At 48.9% G+C, this 15642-nt stretch carries 19 protein-coding genes and 2 riboswitches; of the genes, 1 reads left to right on the forward strand and 18 read right to left on the reverse strand.

Annotated elements, in window-relative coordinates; translation table 11 throughout:
- Positions 1–62: 62 nt before the first annotated feature.
- From NST99_RS18325 to NST99_RS18365, 9 genes are all read right to left on the reverse strand, one after another.
- Positions 63–248, reverse strand: coding sequence for a hypothetical protein (locus tag NST99_RS18325; RefSeq protein ID WP_341093612.1), 186 nt, complete (start codon positions 246–248; stop codon positions 63–65).
- A gap of 7 nt (positions 249–255) precedes the next feature.
- On the reverse strand, positions 256–1095 hold the full coding sequence (locus NST99_RS18330) for a VanW family protein (RefSeq protein ID WP_341093613.1): 840 nt from the start codon (positions 1093–1095) through the stop codon (positions 256–258).
- The gene (locus tag NST99_RS18335; protein WP_341093614.1) at positions 1092–1610 is read right to left on the reverse strand and encodes a cysteine hydrolase family protein; all 519 of its coding nucleotides are present in this window, start codon (positions 1608–1610) and stop codon (positions 1092–1094) included. Before NST99_RS18335 ends, NST99_RS18330 begins: the two co-directional genes overlap by 4 nt.
- Before the next feature lie 115 nt (positions 1611–1725).
- Positions 1726–2448 carry a 7-carboxy-7-deazaguanine synthase QueE gene (gene queE / locus NST99_RS18340; protein ID WP_341093617.1) on the reverse strand — a complete coding sequence of 241 codons (723 nt, stop codon included), beginning with the start codon at positions 2446–2448 and terminating at the stop codon, positions 1726–1728.
- Positions 2441–2923: a 6-pyruvoyl trahydropterin synthase family protein gene (locus tag NST99_RS18345; RefSeq protein WP_341093619.1), complete on the reverse strand. Its 483-nt coding sequence runs from the start codon at positions 2921–2923 to the stop codon at positions 2441–2443. Before NST99_RS18345 ends, queE begins: the two co-directional genes overlap by 8 nt.
- The gene (queC, locus tag NST99_RS18350) at positions 2923–3585 is read right to left on the reverse strand and encodes a 7-cyano-7-deazaguanine synthase QueC (RefSeq protein ID WP_341093621.1); all 663 of its coding nucleotides are present in this window, start codon (positions 3583–3585) and stop codon (positions 2923–2925) included. The genes NST99_RS18345 and queC overlap by 1 nt, the downstream gene beginning before the upstream one ends.
- Positions 3586–3615: 30 nt before the next feature.
- The gene (gene queF, locus NST99_RS18355) at positions 3616–4116 is read right to left on the reverse strand and encodes a preQ(1) synthase (RefSeq protein WP_341093623.1); all 501 of its coding nucleotides are present in this window, start codon (positions 4114–4116) and stop codon (positions 3616–3618) included.
- Positions 4117–4288: 172 nt separating this feature from the next.
- A riboswitch (PreQ1 riboswitch) is annotated at positions 4289–4332 on the reverse strand.
- A gap of 131 nt (positions 4333–4463) precedes the next feature.
- Positions 4464–4706 (reverse strand): hypothetical protein, encoded by a 243-nt coding sequence (locus tag NST99_RS18360; RefSeq protein WP_341093626.1) that lies wholly within the window; start codon positions 4704–4706, stop codon positions 4464–4466.
- Between the two features lie 152 nt (positions 4707–4858).
- On the reverse strand, positions 4859–5071 hold the full coding sequence (locus NST99_RS18365; RefSeq protein ID WP_341093628.1) for an ATP-binding cassette domain-containing protein: 213 nt from the start codon (positions 5069–5071) through the stop codon (positions 4859–4861).
- A 163-nt stretch (positions 5072–5234) separates the two neighbouring features.
- Here NST99_RS18365 and NST99_RS18370 point away from each other — a divergent pair, with 163 nt between their 5' ends.
- Entirely contained in the window at positions 5235–5570 is a 336-nt protein-coding gene (locus NST99_RS18370) for a hypothetical protein (RefSeq protein WP_341093629.1), read from the forward strand.
- Positions 5571–5653: 83 nt separating this feature from the next.
- Here the strand turns inward: NST99_RS18370 and murB are convergent, their stop codons facing one another.
- The 9 genes from murB to NST99_RS18415 form a co-directional block, all read right to left on the reverse strand.
- Positions 5654–6565, reverse strand: a complete 912-nt coding sequence (gene murB / locus NST99_RS18375; protein WP_341093631.1) for a UDP-N-acetylmuramate dehydrogenase — start codon at positions 6563–6565, stop codon at positions 5654–5656.
- 186 nt (positions 6566–6751) lie between these two features.
- Positions 6752–7561, reverse strand: a complete 810-nt coding sequence (locus NST99_RS18380) for a (2Fe-2S)-binding protein (protein ID WP_341093633.1) — start codon at positions 7559–7561, stop codon at positions 6752–6754.
- A gap of 44 nt (positions 7562–7605) precedes the next feature.
- Entirely contained in the window at positions 7606–8412 is an 807-nt protein-coding gene (locus NST99_RS18385) for an ABC transporter ATP-binding protein (protein ID WP_038592689.1), read from the reverse strand.
- Between the two features lie 117 nt (positions 8413–8529).
- Positions 8530–9564 (reverse strand): FecCD family ABC transporter permease, encoded by a 1035-nt coding sequence (locus NST99_RS18390; RefSeq protein ID WP_341093634.1) that lies wholly within the window; start codon positions 9562–9564, stop codon positions 8530–8532.
- A complete protein-coding gene (locus NST99_RS18395) occupies positions 9561–10622 on the reverse strand; it encodes a FecCD family ABC transporter permease (protein WP_341093636.1) in 1062 nt (353 codons plus the stop codon). The genes NST99_RS18390 and NST99_RS18395 overlap by 4 nt, the downstream gene beginning before the upstream one ends.
- Positions 10623–10847: 225 nt before the next feature.
- Positions 10848–11879: an iron-hydroxamate ABC transporter substrate-binding protein gene (locus NST99_RS18400; RefSeq protein WP_341093638.1), complete on the reverse strand. Its 1032-nt coding sequence runs from the start codon at positions 11877–11879 to the stop codon at positions 10848–10850.
- 174 nt (positions 11880–12053) lie between these two features.
- A complete protein-coding gene (locus NST99_RS18405) occupies positions 12054–13871 on the reverse strand; it encodes an APC family permease (protein ID WP_341097688.1) in 1818 nt (605 codons plus the stop codon).
- Between the two features lie 125 nt (positions 13872–13996).
- Positions 13997–14156: riboswitch (cyclic di-AMP (ydaO/yuaA leader) on the reverse strand.
- A gap of 227 nt (positions 14157–14383) precedes the next feature.
- Positions 14384–14815: a disulfide oxidoreductase gene (locus NST99_RS18410; RefSeq protein ID WP_341097689.1), complete on the reverse strand. Its 432-nt coding sequence runs from the start codon at positions 14813–14815 to the stop codon at positions 14384–14386.
- Positions 14815–15543 (reverse strand): DsbA family protein, encoded by a 729-nt coding sequence (locus NST99_RS18415; protein WP_341093640.1) that lies wholly within the window; start codon positions 15541–15543, stop codon positions 14815–14817. The genes NST99_RS18410 and NST99_RS18415 overlap by 1 nt, the downstream gene beginning before the upstream one ends.
- Positions 15544–15642 lie beyond the last annotated feature (99 nt).

Below are 15642 nucleotides of genomic sequence, written 5' to 3' on the forward strand. Positions count from 1 at the left end.
GCAGCATACTATGTTATAACCCCAAAGTCCCGGTGTTTATCCGTTATCCTCCGAAGTCTCTCCTAAATGCTTAAGTACTCAAAGAAATCAAATATTTCTTGTAGCACCAGCCAGCCTGCAAGCGCAGCCGCTGCCAATAGAGCAATAAGTAACACAGTCCATACCCTAATATTGCGTTTCAGTCTGCTTGAGCGTTCCATCCCCACTTCATCATCTGATTTCCAGTACCAATCACTGTCAAGTTTCATTAACTCATCACCCTTCCGCTAATCCAGTGGGCGGATGCAGCAGCGGAGAGTACATCATCAGGGCATGATTTTCGGCCACCGCTTCATCCCCTGCAAGCTCACCACTGCGCGTAAATACTCTGCGGCGGATGCTGTTGCTGCGGACATAACCGCCCCATGGCTTCAGACGGATTACATGATCAGCCTCGTATATCTCATAATGATAAAGCAGCTTGTCATCGCATCTCCATTCGCCGTACAGATGAGTATCATCCAGGTGCAGCTTCAACTGATATGTCCGGTCTGTATTGTTCTGAAGCTGCAGATCCAAATAATTATATGCACAAGTGGCCCCGCTGCCGAAAGGTTGCGTCCGCTGTTCGTCGGGAAATACATCATAGCTGTGGCGGTGCCGCTCGGTCACGGTCAGCGGGGTGTGCAGCGTCATCCAGTAGATCAGATTGGACAGCTGGCATAATCCGCCTCCTGTGCCGGAACGAAAACCACCGTAATATAGAACCATTCCGTCCAAGTAACCTTTACGCCGGGTTGGCTTACCGATCGTTTGCCAATACGAGAAGGTCTCTCCCGGCGAGATCACCAGACCATCCAGCCTGGCGACGGCCAGACGCAGATTTGTAATCTTATTGTACTGTAGCTGCATGTCCACATTTCGCAGTCTGCGCAGGAGCGGGGTTGAATGCCCGGCTGCCTTATAGGGCAGTGCCTCAGACCGATGTCTTGTTGCCTTGTTACCGCGCTGGATAAACCATGTCCAGTATCTTTTCCAGGTGAAATATCGCTTGCCGGCGAACAATCTCAACCTGGACCGGCGCACTGGCTTCATCGCAGATTTCCCTGCATTCATTGGAATTCTACCTCACGCTCCGGCCGAAGCACAGCGAATCTCCCGCCCAGCACTGAATTATGATGCCTGACAATCTCTTCACCGCTAAAATTGGCGTTGCCGAAAGTGCTATGCGCATCCTGGACCAGTACGCTGGAATACCCCATGCTGTAGGCCCGTCTGGTGGTTGTATCGACACAGAATTCGCTTTGCATCCCGCATATGACAAGATTGGTCACACCCAAACGCTGCAGCTCCTCATGCAGCCGGGTACGGTGAAAAGCATCCCAAGTCGGTTTCTCGACTATGGAGTCTTCCTCCTTCGGTGTAATTCGGCCGCTGATCTGCCAGGTGGGCAAACCCTTCGTATACTCCTCATCCTCGGTGTGCTGGATATAGACAACCGGAGCCCCTGCGGAGCGGGCTTTATTCAATAGCGATATAATCCGGTCCATCACGCCTCCTTCATCATGCAGCTTCACATTATAAGAGAACATCGCTTCTTGGACATCGATAATTAATAAGGCTGTTGTCATGTATGATCCCTCGCTATTCCCTGGTTTTCCAATAATTATACCAGAAGACTGCCTGAAGAATCCCCCTTGAGATTTCACAAAATTCATCTCAAACATTATGAAATTGTCATCCTTTTTATTTCCCGCGCTTATTATGCCAGATGAGTGCATGAAGCTGAGGGAGCACCCGTGCCCGGTTCATCTCTGGATCGGCGATCACCTGATTAAACAGCCATTCCAGCCTACCCAGTAGACGTACGGAAATGTCACCTTCCTCCGTGACATCCTCATTGCCCGGCTGCAGGAACAGTGGCACCTCAGGGTATCGTTTATGCACTGCTTTGGCATATTCATAATCGCCTCCGTTAAAGACAACAACCTTCAGGCTATGGGCAGTTTTGCCTTTATCATGCAGCCTCCCCATAATGCCATCAAGGATCTCCCAATCCGTCGTCATACCTGAGCTTGGCGGCTTGGGGCTGATTGTCAGCACATCCACGTCGTTGAACCATTCCTGCCAGCGGCTGCCCTGGGTTTCGATTGCTGCTTGAATGCCCCGCTCGTGCAACCCCATGATGAAGGTACCCATCGCCTCACCAATTAGTGCAGGATTGCCACCGGAGATGGTTACACAGTCAAAATTATTTCCGGCTAGTGAGAGCAGTTCGGCCATAATCTCCTCTGGTGTAAGCATCCGCACCTTATCCTTGGCCGAACCATCCCATGTGAATGCGGAATCGCACCAGCTACAGCGATAGTCACAGCCATAGGTACGGACGAACATGGTTTTCACTCCGATAACTGCGCCTTCCCCCTGAATGGTTGGGCCGAACATTTCTATGACCGGAATCTTACTCACAGTCACAACCCCCATGCATCCGGTAGGAGGGTCCATCCTCCGGAATGTCCTCAGCCAGCACTTCCGCCCAGGAAGTGGGCGTCTCCCACAGCTTAACGGAATATAACGGCAACGCCACCTGCTTCAGCTTGTAGGCTATATAACACGCCATGTTCTCCACCGTCGTTCGGAAGGAGAGCATCGCTACCTTCGATCCCGTATTTATCAATGTATCCAGCACAGGCTCGTTACCCATCGCCAGAAAAGCGTGATCCAGCCGGTCGACCAGACTCTGCTGTACCGTGCTTTTAATATCGCTGAAATCAATCACGAAGCCTTCGTCCGAATGCCCCGCCTCCACGGAAGGTTTACCCTTCAGGACCACTTCAAGCTTGTAGGTGTGGCCGTGGAGATTGCTGCATTTCCCCTTATGTCCAATCAGCTGATGTGCAGCGTCAAAAGTGAATATTTTACAGACCGATACTTCGCCCAGCATTATAAGCCAACCTTCTTTCGCTCAGCCACATACTGCTCAAGACCACGCTTGCGAAGCAAACATGCCGGGCAGGTACCGCAGCCGCTGCCAATGATACCGTTGTAGCAAGTCAGTGTGTGCTGACGGATGTAATCAAACTGGCCCAGCTCGTCGGCCATCTTCCAGGTTTCTTTTTTATCCAGCCACATCAGCGGTGTATGAATGACAAACTCATAGTCCATAGACAGATTGAGGGTTACATTCAATGATTTCACAAACACATCGCGGCAGTCAGGATACCCGCTAAAATCGGTCTGGCATACGCCGGTGACGATATTGGCATATCCCAGCTGCTTCGCCAGAATTGCCGCAAAGGACAGGAACAGCAGGTTCCGGCCATCAACAAAGGTGCTGGGCAATTCATCCCCTTCACCGGATACAATTTCTATATCATCACGGGTCAAAGCATTGGGTGCCAGCTGATTCAGCAATCCCAAATCAAGAATATGCTGCTTCACATTGAATTTGGCGGCAATTCCCTTGGCAACCTCAATTTCAGCGGCATGGCGCTGGTTATAGTTAAAGGTAACGACCTGAACTTCCTCAAAGTGCTGGATAGCCCACACGAGGCAGGTTGTACTGTCTTGTCCGCCGCTGAATACGACGAGCGCTTTTTTATTCATTTCACACTCTCTCCTCTCCACGGTCTGGGATCATCGGTTATCCACTTTTTCTGGATATAGGTCATGATTGATCAGCCGGTGTTCGGCCATCGCCTCATACTTGGTTCCCGGACGCCCCCAGTTGCAGTAAGGATCAATGGATATTCCGCCACGCGGGGTAAATTTGCCCCATACTTCGATGTAACGCGGCTCCATGAGCGAGATCAAGTCATTCATAATAATGTTGACACAGTCTTCATGAAAGTCACCGTGATTGCGGAAGCTGAACAGATAAAGCTTCAGGGACTTGGACTCGACCATCTTTTGCTCCGGAACGTACGAAATGTACATCACGCCGAAATCCGGCTGTCCGGTTACAGGGCACAGGCTGGTGAACTCGGGGCAATTAAACTTCACAAAATAATCGCGGCCGGGATGTTTGTTGTCAAACACCTCGAGAATTCCCGGATCATAGCCGAATTTGTACTGCGTCCCTTGATTGCCCAGCAGGGTGACCTCTTGCATTTCCTCTTTCAATCTGCCTTCTGACATGACAAAAAACCCCTCTCTTTTCCCCCGGCTTACTGCCGGAACTGGAAAGAAGAACGAGATTTCGAAAACATGGCCCTACTAAGAAATTACGCAGCATAGCAGGAAATAAGTATAGGCATCTCCCTATACTCCCTTAAGCCCCCTTCAACCGGAGACTTTACCTATGCATCAAGATGTCTTAGTTTTTTATAGAGGGAGTTTGCGAACCTCTCCTGCGATGTACACGCAGACTTCTTCTTAAGCTTATTATTAACGTCTTGAACTATAACATGATTGGCAGAAGATTGACAACCCATAAGAATTTGCCTGCTAACAGACTTATTGCCATTGCTACTCTTTGCCGGTTCTCAGATCCATAGTACCAGAACGGTCATCCACAGCGGGAGCAGCAGACTCTCGAAAAGTAGCAGGCCATCACCGTTTAGAATACGATTTAAATTTTCCACGATTTCAATGCTTGGCAAAGCGGCGAAGAACGGATAAGTCCAGTCCGGCAGTGCCTGATATACGGAAGCATGCAGGAAAAAGACAAGCGCAGCAGGCTTCTGGCGATTAACACACGCTGCTTCCAGCCTTTGGACAGCTGCCAACCTTGGATTTCTGTCGGCAGGCTGCCAATCACTTCATCCACCCGACCCTTGGACACACCGTACAAATCGGCAAAAAGTTCAAGATTGTCGCGGATGAACTGCGTACATATAGATTTGGCAGCTCAAAGACAACCCCAATCTGAGCGCGAACCTTATTTTTTATATTGTGAAATATTCATGCCATTAATTAATATTTGTCCTTCACTGGGCTGAAGCAGGCCGGTCATCATGCGAATGGCTGTTGTTTTCCCCGCCCCTTTAGGGCCTGGAAAGCCAAATACTTCCCCTTCCCCAACTGAAAAGGACAGCCGGTCTACCGCCCGCTTCTCCTGAAACGATTTCGATACTTCCGTAAGCTGAATCAATGGCCTACCCACCTTTGCCTAAGGTTTGCTTTCCTTCAAGCTTATTCGTAGAAATTGAGAATATCCCAAGGAACTAATTAGATGTTGCAGAAATATGGATTCAATTTCAACAAAAGGGGTAACTTAGAATTTATAATCTCTTAAATAAGGATGGGATCAACTTATGGATCAAACGGTACAGAAGCTTCTAGATTGGCTCGATGCTCACGCAAACCAAACCGTTGTAATCAAAAAGCAGGAGCTTGAAGATCTCGATACAGTCCACTTTCAATTGGAAAACGTAGAGTACCGCACCGCTGAGGATAAGATCGATAATTATCTGGATGATGCGCTTATCTTAAGAGGATCAGGCAATACCCTGAATGGTGATGGTGAACTTGTGCCGCTTCCACAGCATAGTTATGAAATTGCCGTCAGCGGACTACATTTGGATAATATTAGTGAAGATAAAGCGGAACTCCAGACAGACAGAGCCAAGTATGCTCTCTCCACAAGCTAATCGGAATACTGAGAGTCCACTGCACATAACTTAATGCAAAAAAATAGGCCGCGGTAATTGCTACCGCGGCCAACAAAATGAAGTTATTCTTCTCCGATAATTTCTACTTCAGTCTCCAGCTCGACTCCGAATTTATCCTTCACTGCAGCCCGCACATGCTGAATAAGTCCGATATAATCGCTCGCAGTGGCATTATCTGCGTTGACAATAAATCCGGCATGTTTACGCGATACTTCAGCACCGCCAATCCGGGTCCCTTGAAGCCCGCTTTCCTGGATCAGCTGTCCGGCATAACGGCCCGGCGGCCGCTTAAAGACACTTCCGCATGACGGATATTCCAATGGCTGCTTGGATTCACGCAAATAGGTCAGTTCATCCATGGAAGCTTTAATTAAAGCAGAATCCCCCGGAATCAGCGCGAATCTGGCTTCCAGCACGATATATTCACCGCTCGCAAAGACACTTTGTCTGTATCCCCACTGAAACTCATCCCCTTGCAGGGTGACCAGCTGCCCTGTCTTATTGATGGCAAGCGCACTTTGCAGCACATCCTTAACTTCGCCTCCATACGCGCCAGCATTCATATAGAGAGCACCGCCAACTGTTCCGGGGATGCCGCAGGCAAACTCAAGACCTGCCAGTTCCTGCTCCAGGGCATACCTGGATACATCAATGATCTTGGCACCGCACTGGGCGTACAGAAGATCTCCATGAATTCCCATACCGTTTAAGCCTGAGGTCTGCAGGACGATCCCGCGGATTCCACCGTCACGGATAATTACATTTGAACCATTTCCCAGTACTGTAAGAGGAATATCATTCTTCCGGGCATATGTAACAATATTTTGAATTTCCTCATAAGTGGCAGGTTCAGCCAGTATATCTGCACAGCCGCCCATTTGGGTGAATACATAATCCTTAAGCACTTCATGGCTTTTTACCGTACCGGCTGGAGCCAGTTGCTGCAGATCCTCTTGAATTTTGCTGATATTCATCCTTCATGCTCCTTTTACGCTATGAAAATAATAAATCTTACCTTCTATAATGTTTATGTTGATTCAGCTTTACTTTGAACTATGGCAACCACAACTTTAACAACGAACAGGCTCCCTTGTCAATGACGGGAGCCTGCTGTGGTATGCCTGCTATTTTAAGTATGAAACAATTCTTACAGTTATATCCTAAACCTGTGACGACGCAGCTTGAATACGGTATTCGGCTCTACGTGCGGCTCGTTCCTCTTCTTTAAGACGGGGGCAGGTATAGCAGACACTTCCACCTTCGGTTCGATAATACAGACAGCAGCGGTTACGCATGTGTACCCTCTGCTCTGGATCGGCAAGGGATTCAATCTTACGTACCTCTACATCAAATGGATTTCTGGGAAGCTGGAACACATCCGCAGCCAGGCCTTTCCTCAGATAACTGTAGTCGTCCTTCACGTGAATCAGAAATTCCTTATTGCTGTTGCCTGCTGCAAGCATTTCAATGTAGTAGTTGAACTTAGACGGGAGCTGACCCCAGATCTCCCCCAGTCTCAAACCGCTGGCGGCAGACATTGTACGCAGCAGCGGGCTTGCTGTGTTCCTGTAGAACTCTGTAAACACTTTATTACGCCAAGTAACCCGACCCTGTTCGTCAGCAGGCGCTGGCTCTATCACCCAGGAATTCAAAGAGAAGGCAATACGGCAATACCCGCTCGCCGGAATGAGATGAATGCGCAAATTAGATAAGTTGATCGCCGGCACATTGGAATATAACGAGACCGAATATTGTACTGCCAGCGCCACGCTGGAGAACCAGCCGCCGAAGTATGCAGCCACAGCCTTATCGTCCAGTGCCTTCATCAGCGGTCTGTAGCAGTCCATAAATGCTCTCATACCCTCTACATTGATCAAATCCTGCGCTGTAAATGAATACCTCGCCTCCTCTGGGGGAGATGGATAAAGATCAAATTTGCTGCCTATGTCCTTTATCTGTGCCTCATTCATTCGGTTTCCTCCTTAATTCCCCTAGCTAATCCTTCAATTGTCAATTACATGCCGACAGCTTTATAAGCAGCAAGCTCGTAAGGAAGGCATAAAGGTACACCTGTACGCGGATCGGGAACGATATCACATTCGATTCCGAATACTTTGCGAAGCACATCTGGTGTCATAACCTCCATCGGGTTCCCTTCGCTGATTACGGTGCCCGACTTGATCGCTACCATATGCTGCGCGTAACGGGAGGCATGGTTCAAATCATGCACCACCATAATGATTGTGCGGCCCTCTTCCTGGTTCAGCTTCTGCAGCAGCTGTAGTACTTCCAGCTGGTGAGCCATGTCAAGGAACGTCGTCGGCTCGTCAAGGAACAGGATATCTGTCTGTTGCGCCAAGGCCATGGCAATCCAGGCACGCTGGCGCTGTCCGCCGGAGAGGCGGTCGATTGGACGATCATGGAACTCTTCCATCCCGGTAACGGAAATCGCATTGGCGATAATCGCACGGTCTTCAGGGGTCATAGTGCCGAAGCCTTTCTGATGCGGGTAACGCCCGTATCCAACCAGTTCGGATACAGTCAGTCCGTCCGGAGCCGTCGGGTTTTGCGGCAGAATGGCCAGTTGACGAGCCACTTCTTTAGTAGATAGGGTATGAATCGATTTACCGTCGAGCATAACATTGCCGCTCTTAGGCTTCATAATCCGTGCCATCGTCTTAAGAATCGTGGATTTCCCGGAGCCGTTCGCTCCTACCAGCGCTGTGATCTTTCCTGTTGGGAGAGACAGGTTCAAACCTTTAACAATCGTAGCCTCCGCATAACCAATACTCAGCTGTTCTGTATTCAAACGTTCCGACATGATCTTCACTCCTTGAAAGTTTTATGGAGCATGAGCTCCTTTTGGATTAGCAATGTAATAAAACTGACTTCGTAAGCATCCGCTTAGTTTTATGGAGCATTTTGCTCCTTTAGATAATCAGGCCTTTGATTTGGCCAGTAAATATAGGAAGTAGGGAGCGCCGATCAGCGCAACTACAATACCTGTCGGTATTTCAGCCGGCTGCAGAATCCAGCGGCCGATAGTATCCGCGGTAAGCAGCAACAACGCGCCGATTAAGGCACAGGCAGGCAGCAGCACCTGATGCTTCGGTCCAACGAGCCTGCGGGCGAGATGGGGCGCAATCAGCCCCACAAAGCCTATGCCGCCGCTTACGGCGACACAGGAGCCAGACAGCGCAACTGCGGCGGCCAGCAGCAGAATGCGTTCCTTCTCCACCGGCATGCCCAGCCCGGCCGAGGTTTGGTCCCCGAGGTTAAGTACATTCAGCACCCGGGCTTTGTAGAACGCAAATGGCAGCAAAATGGCTATCCATGGTGTCAGCGCAAGCACAAATCTCCAGTCGCCGCCCCAGATTTTACCGGCCATCCAGATCGCCACAAACTGATAATTCTGCGGATCCAGCCTTAACGACAGGATCAATTGGAAAGCATAGATGCCCGCACCTACAGCGATCCCGATAAGTATCATTCTTGTCGGCGAGAGGCCATCCTCGCGCCGGAAAGACAGGAGATAAATAAGTGCAGCCGTAAGACTTGCTCCGGCCAGCGCCAGCAGCGGAAGAACAAAGATTGGAGCTGCCGAGGTTACCGGAACAAATGAGATAAAGATAATCACCGCAAACCCGGCACCGGCATTAATCCCCAGTGTGGAAGGCTCTGCCAGCGCATTGCGCGACAAGCTTTGCAGAATGCAGCCGGAAACCGCAAACCCTGCGCCGACAAGCAGCGAGATCACTATGCGCGGCAGCCGAAAATCAAAGAGAATCAGCTTTTGCTGCTGCGTTCCCTCTCCAAGGACTGTGTGTAAGACATCCAGCGGTGATAATCGCATCAACCCGGTGTTCATACTGACAACAAAGATGACCACGATAAGAACCGCAAGTGAGGTCAATATGGCTGCTTCCCGGATACGGCGTTGTTTCCCGGTGGGTGAGTGCAGAGCTCTGCTCATGACAGCTCCCCCTTCCGTCTACTAGCCAAGTAAATAAAAAACGGCACGCCGATCACTGCGATTAAAGCACCTAGCGGTGTTTCATAAGGCGCGTTAATCATTCTGGCTGCAATATCAGCAAATACAATCAGTAGACTGCCGAGTACTGCAGAGCAGGGAATAATCCAGCGGTAATCGACACCAACCAGATAACGTGTAATATGGGGGATGATCAGCCCCACAAAAGCAATCGGTCCAACCGTCGAAACCGCGGAACCGGCGAGAATCACTACAATAATAATCCCGGCTGTTTGCACTAGCCCGGTCCGCTGTCCAAGTCCCGCCGCTACATCGCGTCCGAGACTAAGGAGAGTAATGGATCGGGAGATCAGCAGAGATCCTATCAGAGCTGCCGCAATCCAGGGAAACAAAATACGAAGCTGTGTCCAATTCGTCCCGCCGATCCCGCCTGCCATCCAGAAGGCAATATCCTGGGACAAATGAAACAGAATCGCGATTCCCTGGCTTACCGCCAGCAGCATAGCACTTACGGCGGCTCCGGCAAGAGTCAGACGCAGCGGGGTTAAACCGCTATGGGAGAGTGAGCCAATCCCGAACACAAGAATGGCTGCCGCTGCAGCGCCGATGAAGCAGTACAGCATAATGTAGAGAAAGGAAGCAGATGGCGCAAAAGCAAAAGCTAACGCCAATCCTGCACTAGCACCGGCATTCAGACCCAGTAAGCCGGAATCTGCCAGCGGATTGCGGGTCATGCCCTGCATGATTGCTCCTGCGACGGCGAAACAAGCACCAACCAGCGCTCCCGCCAAAGCACGGGGAATCCGCAGTTCCCGAATAATCTGATGCTGCTGCAGCTCCGGATTAAACCGGAAGACTGCCTCCCATACCGTCGCCAGTCTAATATCCGCGGCACCTACTGAAACGGAAAGTGCCAGACCAAAGACGACAGCGGCAAGGCCCAAAATCAAAATAACTACCGCAGCAACCGGCCTTGTCTTCAGCGGTTGATCTCCTGACGAATTTGTATTGTCAGCTATAGAACGTGTGGATGACACCATAAGTTTTCCCCTTAATAGGATGAGTTCAATGTTTTAATGAGAACAAATATCATTCTCATTATCGCAAATATCTGAATTATGTACAAGCTTTCACAGCTCGCACTTTCACTGTGAACGATTAAGTCAATGTCCTAAAAAAAGGTGCAGGTCATTGTATCTCAAGATACAAGAACCTGCACATCCCTCCACCGCTGAAGAGTTCTCTCTACACACAGTTAAGGCTGATTATTTCACGAGAAAACTCAAGACATCATCAATGGTTTTGGAGTTGGCAATGGCTCCGCTGTACAACCAGCTGCTGTCCGCGCTAAGTTCATGAACTTTTCCAGCCTTAACCGCAGGGATACCCTTCCAGATTGCACCGTTAAGAATGTCAGAGGCTTCGGTCTTGTCACTGTTCACCAGGAAGATATGATCTGCGGTCAGTTCAGCCAATTTCTCCAGCGTGATCGGATTCCAGGTCGCTCTGGATGCCGCAGGGATATCAGTAACCAGGTTGGGTTGCTTCAAACCCAGATCCCCGTACAATACAGCACCACTGCTGCGTGTTTCATCTACTATAAAGAAGTTCTTCGACACCAGCCACAGAATGGCGACCGAATCATCACCAATGGAGCTGCTGATTTTGGCTTTTGCATCTGCTGCTTTTAGATCGTAGTCTGCAATGGCTTGTTCAGCCTCAGTGCTCTTGTTCAGGAGCTCACCGATTTTGAGCAGCGATTTGCGCCAGTCTTTGCTAATCTTGTCACCAAGGACATAAGTAGGTGCGATTTTGTTCAACTGGTCATACAGACCGTTCTGCACACTCGACTCAGACTGCACAATGTGGAAATCCGGTGCAAAGCTGGTCACAGCCTCCAGCGGAAGATCATAGCTGATGGTTGGCACATCTTTAAGCTCAGCAATCAGATATTCCTGGGTTCCGTTTGTCACGGACCACTGCGCTACCGGGGTAACGCCCAGTGTTACCAGGTAGTCTTCCATGTAAGAAGCAAGGACGCGCTGCGGATTCGCTGGTACTGTGACTTTATGTCCCATGGCGTCTGTCACCGTTTTCTCTGTAGCCGGTGCCGTTGTTTCCGTTGGCGCTGCCGTTGCTTCAGCCGTAGCCGTAGGTGCGGCGGTAGCTTCCGTTCCGGAATTTGCAGCTTTCTCATTATTGCCATTGCCGCAAGCGGACAAGAACAAAGTCATAGCCATACATCCGATCAATGCGAGCTTCATGCTGCCTGATCTCTTATTGTTCATCGAAAACATTAAATACCCCTCCTGTATGCACATGCATTAGTGGTCAAAGGTGTCCGAGACCTTCGCCTTACTTTTTAAATGATATTGATTCTCATTATCCCTGTCAACAAAATTATTCGTTCTATAAAAAAAGGTTGCCTCCGCAAGCTACGGAAACAACCTCTGCTAACCATATTTAACTGCCTATTTGTGCAAATGATAGGGCACTGTTGATACAACTATATCTTTTTGATTCATTAGATAAGAGCGAATGAACAAGCTGGTCTGATTATGCAGGATCGCCTGCCACCAATGTTTGGTAATGAACTGTGGAATCAATACGGTAATATGATCTGTAGAAGCGGTCTTCCACTCTACGGTATCGATAAATTTCACCAGTGGGCGGATAATGCTGCGGTAACGGGAACGAAGTACAATCAGGCGTACACCCGGGTTCCATTCCTCCCATTTTTGCTCCATCTTGTGAATTTCCTCTTCATCAAAACCAACGTAGACTGCCACCACATTATCTGTTAATGACTTCGCATAACTGATCGAATGCAGCACAGCGCGTGTCACACCCGCAACCGGAACAACAACGGTACTTCCTTTAATCAGCGGTTTATCCGTAGCAGGACAAATGCGAAGCTGATCGGCTATATTCATATAATGACTATGAATGCGGTGGAATACGAACATGACAACCGGCAGGAAGATGAAGGCCATCCACACGCTGGAAAACTTAGTGATGATAAAGATAAGCGTAATCGTCAGGGTGGTCAGCATACCGATTGTATTGACTACAAATTTATTCTGCCAGCCTTTCGGCTTCGTTTTGAACCAGTGCACCATCATGCCAAGCTGCGACAGCGTAAAAGGGATAAATACGCCGACTGCATACAGCGGAATCAGCCCTTCTGTATTTCCGTGGAAAGCAGCTACAAGCACAGCCGACAATACTCCGAGAAAGATAATACCATTAGAGAAGCCCAGGCGGTCTCCCCGGACCATGAAGGCATGAGGCAAATATTTATCTTTGGCAAACATGAACGCGAGCAGCGGAAACGCCGAGTAAGCTGTATTCGCCGCCAGGAACAAGATGACGGCCGTTATCCCTTGGATGAAAAAGTACAAACCGCCCCGGCCAAACGTAGATTCGGCAATTTGCGACACGACGGTGGATTTCTCATTAGGAGTAATCCCATACCAGTATGCCAGCAGCGTAATGCCGGTGAACATCAAACCGAGGATGCCTCCCATCAGCATCAAGGTTTTGGCGGCGTTTTTTTCCGCTGGAGCTTTGAAGTTCGGAATGGCATTCGATACCGCCTCTACCCCGGTGAGTGCCGAACAACCGGAACTGAAGGCTTTGAGCAATAGGAACAGACTGACGTTGGAAACGGCGGAACCGATCTCCGGGATTTCGGCATGAGTCCCGCCTGTAATATATTTGTACACCCCGGCAATGATGAGTACAAAGATAGAGACCACGAACAGATACACCGGAATGGCAATAAATGAAGCGGACTCCGTCACCCCGCGGAGATTGATAATCGTCAAGATCAGAATGACGGAGACTGCAATAAGGACAGTATGATTATGAAGACTCGGAAAGGCCGATGTGATCGCATCCGTTCCCGCCGAAGCACTAACTGCAACTGTAAGAATGTAATCTACTAATAAAGAGCCGCCAGCCAATAGGCCGGTAGGAACGCCGAGATTGCTTTTTGCCACGATATACGCTCCGCCGCCTTGCGGATAGGCAAAGATAGTCTGGCGATAGGAAAAAATAAGGATGGCCAGCAGGCCCAATACGGCTAATGCAATCGGCAATGAATACCAGATGGCGGTGAAGCCCGCGGCCACCAGTACAATGAGAATTTGCTCCGTTCCGTAGGCCACAGACGAGAGTGCATCGGAAGACAGAACAGCCAGTGCTTTCACCTTGGATAACTTTTCATGATCGAGTTCGTTCGACTTCATCGGACGCCCGATCAATAGTCGTTTTACCTTGCTTACCATTGTAGTAACAGTTCCTCTCTTTGTTGAGTTGAAACGGTAATACCGCGCGCCGTTTTCATTGGCAGGTTTCATAAATGCAGGCACAAAAATAAGCATACGGAAATGATCCGCATGCTTACGCATGCTCATTATCCCACCCTTGCTTACGAGGTTAGCTGGCGGATTCGGGCTGTGGTAGCCCTACGGTTCCGGTCAAATTGACCTGCCTCCGATTCACCCCATTGACGTTGCCGCCAAATTTGGTTCCCCCGTTTTTCCTTGCGGAAAATTCAGCGCATATTCAACTTCTCACAAGGACTAATGATAGTCTACAATAGCTTTTCAGTAAAGCGGTGAAAAAAATGAAAAAAGAATGAAAAAACATCCAAAAAGCTCAAATCCAAGACCCGGGATAAGTGGATCTTTCATTCTCTTTCATTATCCCAGCGTTCCGTGATTTTTGAGTGTTTTGGATGTTAATTGTGACAAAAATTTAGGGAATATTTATGCTCTAAATTCTGCTTAGCCTTTTCTTATTCAGCTGGCTCTTCTTGGCGCCCGGTCCAGAGCAAAATTGCGATTAGAGCAAAAGCAATCAACGCAAGCAGAGGTACTGTAATGAACCCTAAAAAGTTCAAATAATCCTCATTGCAGGGTACACCAATTGTGCATGGCAAGATTTTACTGAGTGCAGGAATTTTCTGCTCTGCGTAATGGTACAGGGAGATACTCCCGCCTATCAGACATAAAGGCAGCACATAAGGAATGATGCGTTTATCTCCCCGGTATGTGGCAATTCCGAGCAGAATCAGCTGAGGATACATAAAGATACGCTGGAACCAGCACAGCCTGCAGGGTTCATAATGCAGCACTTCACTAAGATACAAGCTTCCTGCTACAGCAATTACCGAAACAAACCAGGCCAGATATAGGCAGTGGCGTCTGCAGAAGGTAGAGAATTTCATCATTTGGCATCCGCCGAATCAAGGGCGATTTGCACCTGTGAGTCGATAGCTTCGATATCAAAGGCCTTGTCTACTTTCACTCCATTAACAAATACAGTAGGAGTAGAGGTCACTTTGCTGTCATCGGCTAACTTCATATCTCTCTGTAGTTCACTTTCATAGGTGCGTTCCTCAATGTCTTTACGCAAGAGGTCAAAATCTATCGGCAGGTTCTCCTTCTGCGCCAGGCTTACCAGGAAATCAGCGGTCGCCCACTCTTCGCTCTCCTCGCCCTGATTAGCATAGATTGCGTCAGAATAGGTCCAGAAAGCTTCACTGTTCTGATGATAGACAGACAAAGCTGCTAATGAAGCTGTTTCGGAATCCGGTCCGATAAAGGCCATATTTACGAAGTAAAAGGCCGCTTTGCCCGGAGTTACGTATTTTTCAACAAGCTGAGGTTTGATGGTACCGGTAAAGTCTGAACACGCCGGACATTTATAATCCCCGAATTCAACAATTTTGACTGGAGCATCCTCTTTTCCAAGTCTGTGCATCTCGCTGTAATTAAAGTCAGAGTTCGCTTTTGGAATCAGCATGATAAGAGCGACAAAGATAATGATAACTGCTGCTACAGTGCTGAAGATCAGTATTTTGGTTTTTTGCTTCTGCTTTTCCTGTTCTGCCCTGCGTTTCTCCTGCTTGCTCTGTTGGGGAGCCGCGGCACTGTTTCGTTTGTTTTTGCTCAAAGAGAGTTCCTTTCCGTCCACTCAGGACCCGGGTAATGAAAGTCATATAATTTAAAATTATATAATTAAAGTTCTCTCTTTGGCAAACTTCCATAGCAA

The sequence above is a fragment of the Paenibacillus sp. FSL L8-0470 genome (genome assembly GCF_038008625.1).
In the GTDB taxonomy this organism is placed as follows: domain Bacteria; phylum Bacillota; class Bacilli; order Paenibacillales; family Paenibacillaceae; genus Paenibacillus_AQ.